At 51.4% G+C, this 4197-nt stretch carries 3 protein-coding genes; all 3 read right to left on the minus strand.

Going from position 1 to position 4197, the window contains the following annotated elements:
- Positions 1-345: 345 nt before the first annotated feature.
- Positions 346-2367 (minus strand): VgrG-related protein, encoded by a 2022-nt coding sequence (locus AC0QHF_RS14885; protein ID WP_324705011.1) that lies wholly within the window; start codon positions 2365-2367, stop codon positions 346-348.
- Positions 2368-2387: 20 nt separating this feature from the next.
- Positions 2388-3230 (minus strand): CIS tube protein, encoded by an 843-nt coding sequence (locus tag AC0QHF_RS14890; protein WP_324705012.1) that lies wholly within the window; start codon positions 3228-3230, stop codon positions 2388-2390.
- A gap of 116 nt (positions 3231-3346) precedes the next feature.
- Complete coding sequence (locus AC0QHF_RS14895) at positions 3347-4090, minus strand: hypothetical protein (protein ID WP_324705013.1); 744 nt, start codon at positions 4088-4090, stop codon at positions 3347-3349.
- Positions 4091-4197: the final 107 nt, after the last annotated feature.

Raw genomic sequence — 4197 nt, forward strand, 5'->3', positions numbered from 1 at the left:
GAGAGTTCCGACCTCATTTAGTATCGTGTGATACTAAACTTGGAACATACAGACAGTTATAAGGCTGGTCAGGGGTGCGTCCCTTATCTCCATCCAAGGGGATGGAAGCCTTACCGGGAGGCTATTTCAGGCATTTCAGCCTTATTTCACTCCCGAACGAATCGCACAATGCCGATAATTATACCGAACGGGGCGATCGCCACCATCGATCTTAATAAAAATTTTGTCTCTTTTTCCCAATAATTAAGATTGTTTAATTTTTATCAAGAATGATGAAACTGACCGGCCCTGTCCCCCGGGGTGGCAGGAATCGGGAAAACATCAATAATTATCAATTATCAATTATTATCGATCCCGCATCTCCATCGCCTGTTCCTGGGCCTCCCGGAGCTGTCGCTGCAGCTCCTGGGTGGCCCGATCTTGCCGTTCGTCTAGGTCCTGTTGCTGTTCGAGGACGTTCTCGAAACGCCGCTGTTGATTGCGAAGTTGGTTATTGAGGGCGGCGGCGGTCTGGTTTTGCTGGCGGTCGATCGCCGCCTGGGTGTTGACGTAATTCTGAAAGTCCTGCCGTTGTTGCTGAACTTGGGCACCCAAATTGGCGATCGCGTCGGCCACGTTTGTCCCCCCCGCCCCGCCGACCACCAGGGCTGCGGCGGTCAAAGTCCCCGTCACGCCGACGTTGGGGGTGAGGATGTCAATTTTGCCGGTGCGATCGTCGATGCGGATGCGCTGGCCCCCGGAAGTGGCGATCTCGATGCTGCGATCGCTGTCGTTGAGGCGGATTTCGTGGCCCCCGCCGGTGCGGATATACACCCCCTCCTGACTCTGGCGGTTTCGGTCCTCCTCGACGAACTGAATTTGGTGGCCTGCGGGGGTGGCGAAGCTCCGCAGACGCACTTTCCCCGTCCTCGAAATCGTCTCCTCCACCCCATCCGGGGGCTTATCTTGGCCGTTCCACACCCCGCCGATGACGTAGGGCCGATGGATGTCCCCGTGTTCAAAGGCCACCAGCACCTCGTCGTTGATTTCCGGCAAACAGTAAAAGCCCCGGTCCGGGCCAGCACCGACGCCCACCACCCGGGCCCAGGCGCTGGCGTGGGCGCTGCCGTCGGGTTCCGGGGTGAGGGTGGGAAATTTGACTCGCACCCGGCCGAGTCCTTCCGGGTCGTCGTTGTGGGTGACAATGCCGACGAGGTGGGTTTGACCCGGTTTGAGGGCGGTTTGGGGCGAAAGGGTGTGGAAAATTGAGCCGCCCCGCAGCCCCCGGACGGCGAATTCGGTGGTGTACCTGCCCTCCTGGTACAGGTGGCGGGTTTCGGTGATGTAGTAGCGGCCCCCGTAGCGCCCCATGTCGGTCAGTTCCACCACTTTTCCGACCCGAATTTGGGGGTTTCCCGGGGCCTGGGAGTCGGCCTGGATGAATTCTCCCCCGAGTTCGTCGTAGAGGGCCTGGGCCATGCGATCGGCCTCTTTGGGGCTCGAAACCGGCTTATCCACCACTATCAGTTTGGGTGGGGGGCAGTTGCTGCCGAAGTTGGGGGCCGTGAAGCCGCCGTTCGGAGACGGCCGCGGCGAATTGCCTTCGACGCGGGTGATGGTTTCGTCCCGGTCGGCGACGGAGACGATCGGCTGTTTTCGATGGTAATCCCAGCCGTGCACTTCCACCGATTTGACCTGTTCGGCACTGGTGACGCGGACGCGAAATGTTTCAAAGTCCGTCAGCCATTTGAGTTTTAAAATATCTCCGGCTCGGGGTTTGCGAAAGAACAGTTTTCCGTCTTGGACGAACAGTTCAAATCCGATCCGGGCGGCTCTTTCTCGCAGGAATTCCATATTGGTTTGGTTTTCCTGGAAAATGTAGGCTTTTTTTTCCTCGCTGGGGTCGATTGTACCCCGGTCGATGCCCACTTCCCGGGCAATTTTGGCGACGATATCGCTGTCGGTATAATCTTGAAATGAACGGTTGTAGCGTCCCCGGTGCAGGCGGTGGGATATGTCGTAGCCGCGGACGACGATGGGCGCCCGTGTGTCGCTGGTGAAGTGGGTTTCGATGGCGGTAATTTCCCCTTCGATAATGTAGTCTTGGCGATCGCGATCGAATTCTGGAGAATCTGTCGTGCTCCCCTGAAAACCGATCTTCACTTTTTTGCCAATTTGCAGCAGCGGATCGTGTTGCCAGGTTTCGCTTTCGTCATCTACGGGAACGAAGGGGTTATTGATGACTAATGTGAACATCCCCGGCAGGTGCAGGCTTTCTTCGACCGAAATTTGAATCAGGTCGTTTATCAAAGCCGACAGGGACGATGAACTGGCGCCTTCGATTTGCAGGAGGGGACTGGAAACGTAGAGACTGCGATCGCTTGCCATGACTCACAATAATTCTGATTCTAGGATTTTTTGAGAATTTTACGACGTTCGCTGAAGCTGCGATCGGCGACCCCCAGATCGACTTCTTTGAGTTTCAGGGTGACTCGGGCGCGTACCGGCGTGCCGTCCGGCTTGAACATCGTCAATTTGTAATCCAAACTTTCCACCATGCAGCGCATATAATTTTTGTCGCCCCAAATCAAATAATACACCGGAGGGCGTCGCAATTCTAGGGCCTGGGATTCGATATCTCCGCCACCATATTCGGCCAATTCCATGACATCAAAATCGATATCACCCAGGCTTTTTGTAAGGCTCGAAACCCCGGTCGAAATGAAAGTATTGGTCACATCGGCTTTGACCATCCTCTCGCTGTACCCGCCTTCTTCTTTAAACGGATCTTTGAAGGAACTGAAGTCAACGGAATCCAGGATGGGCTTAATTTTATTCAATACATTTTCGCCCGTTTCGTAGGTGTCGAATACCAGGTCGGTTAGGGTCATTTGGTAGGGTTCAACAAAACCAAAGTTGACTTTCGGCAAGCCTCGGCTCGTCCGCGCCCCTTTGATATCTTCGATGGAAACGGAACGACTCAACTGGAGGTCGGTGGGGTTAAATTGAAAGCGGATAATATTGGCACTTTCTCCGCTTCTGGGAATCAGAGCCGCTTTGACAAGTTTTCCACTTTTGAACCCCCAACGTTGATAAAGAGCACTAGCCGCAGACTCTTTCTTTCTCTCCAGAGACAAATAATCGGTATCTCTAGTTTTATCGTATATGGCAGCTCCTTTTAGCAATGCGATATCGGCTACACTGGTTACTATCTCTTTGCCTGCCTCCTTCGCCGAACTGGTTTTCGTCATAATTTTCCTCCTTTATTAAGGATGAATACATTCCAAATTTATTCTAGCATTTTATATTTAATTTTGGTCTTTTTTTTACTTTTCTTTATATTTGGGGGTGGCTAAAATGGCTCCCATCACCAAGGAAGACGGCGAGAGTTGGGCACCGAGCCATATCGCTCCCGTTCGATTTGAAGTCTCTGGCAAATTGAGGCATATATTTCTCGGGCTAGTGCTTCCAGGTGTTCGGACGTCACGACTTGTTCTTTTTCTTCCTGTTTTTTCTCCTTCTCGGGTTCTTGGCTCGATGGTTGGGTGCTAATATGTTCTTCCAGTTCGTCCAAGTCTCGCCGTCCAAGCGGTTGAATCTTATGACCTTTTTCCGGGGATATTTTTTCTTTTAAAATCGCCCGATTTTCGATGGTTTTTTCCATCAAATTTCGGGTGGCAATCGGTTTGTTATAGAACTGAGAAGACATGATTTTTCCTTTGGCACTAACCTGGGTGCTATCGGGCAAATATTCACTTTTTGGTTTGGAAAATTTTGGTGGCATTGATTGACGATTTTCAAGACTCGATTGAAATGTCATCAATTCTTCAATATTATCTCCGGACTTGGGGACAACGCCAACGGGTTTCTGTTTCTGACGTTCTGGACTGAAATTAGAAGAATTTAAAAATTGATTTCTTTGATTTTTATTATTTTTAAATGCACTGATATTTACATCACTTTTTAAGGTTTTTATGACTCGTTGAATCTCCGGCAAACTGCCATCAGACAACATTTCTCTAACCGTCAGATTGGGATGGGTAACGGATTTCCTTTGAATTGGGGAGGATTCAGGAGGAGTGATCGCATCTGTTATCGTTTCCGAAGCCAAAGTTTCTGGCTGTCTCGGAATTGGGGAAGATTCGGATTCTCGCTGAATTGGGGATGAGTCGGGAGATGCGATCGCATCTGTTATCGTTTCCGAAGCCGAAGTTTCTG

Source organism: Lyngbya sp. CCY1209 (assembly GCF_055795065.1).

Coding starts and splice junctions, on each gene's coding strand:
- AC0QHF_RS14885 (WP_324705011.1), bottom strand. CDS start 2,367: ATGGCAAGCGATCGCAGTCTCTACGTTTCCAGTCCCCTCCTGCAAATC.
- AC0QHF_RS14890 (WP_324705012.1), bottom strand. CDS start 3,230: ATGACGAAAACCAGTTCGGCGAAGGAGGCAGGCAAAGAGATAGTAACC.